This is a genomic window from Pseudoalteromonas sp. (genome assembly GCF_036960685.1).
Taxonomy (GTDB): Bacteria; Pseudomonadota; Gammaproteobacteria; order Enterobacterales; family Alteromonadaceae; genus Pseudoalteromonas.
In genome coordinates, this window is the sequence record NZ_JBALXK010000066.1 from 1 (window position 1) to 724 (window position 724).

Genomic DNA, 724 nt, shown 5'->3' on the forward strand with positions numbered 1-724 from the left:
CGATACCCACATTGATGTGCCGTACCGTATTCATGCAAAATGGGCCGATAGGGCGTTTTATGTGCAAATTAACTACTCATACTGACTCCAATCACCAATCAGTAAGGTTCTCATTTGTCGCTCTGCGCGTTCTGGCGTTTGCTTTGCCCAGCGTGAATCAAGGCCTTCATGCGCCGCATCATTCCAACACTGTGTCTCAATAGCTTCCAGCATGTTTTTAAACTTCATTAATCCGTTAATACCCATTTGATATGCCATGCTAATCAGTACAGCCTGGCGACATTCACTTAAGTCCTTAAAGAACTCGAATTCATTAGATAGATTCGCAGTGATACCCGCTATTTTGAAGTCTAGCTGAGCGTATGCTGCTGCCTGGCACATTGAAATATGCTTGAAGTCAGATAGTGGTTGCCCCTTACTACCGATGCGCCAGCCTATTCCTACTGTGGCAAAGCCTTCGCTGCAAAGGTATGGCTCCGATCTAAAGCCCTCTTCAAAATCTAACATTTCGGTAATATTCATGATATAGCCTCTTGTCTCTCAAGTTGCGCGAGGCCATCAACAAGCACGTCGCGTTCTTTTTCGTATTTAGTAGCCTGAGTTTTGTTTGCGTTCTAATATCGAAACAGCTCATAATCTCTCACCCCCCTTAGCTTTCTCAATCTCAATAGCCCGATTAAGTGAATCGCGCGCTTCTGTTAAATCCTGAATAACACCTTTAACG

The 724-nt window shown here is 44.3% G+C and carries 1 protein-coding gene; it reads right to left on the reverse strand.

From position 1 onward, the window contains the following. Positions 1–72: 72 nt before the first annotated feature. Positions 73–522, reverse strand: coding sequence for a glycoside hydrolase family protein (locus V7783_RS21045; RefSeq protein ID WP_335680387.1), 450 nt, complete (start codon positions 520–522; stop codon positions 73–75). Between the last annotated feature and the right edge of the window lie 202 nt (positions 523–724).

Coding starts and splice junctions, on each gene's coding strand:
- V7783_RS21045 (WP_335680387.1), bottom strand. CDS start 522: ATGAATATTACCGAAATGTTAGATTTTGAAGAGGGCTTTAGATCGGAG.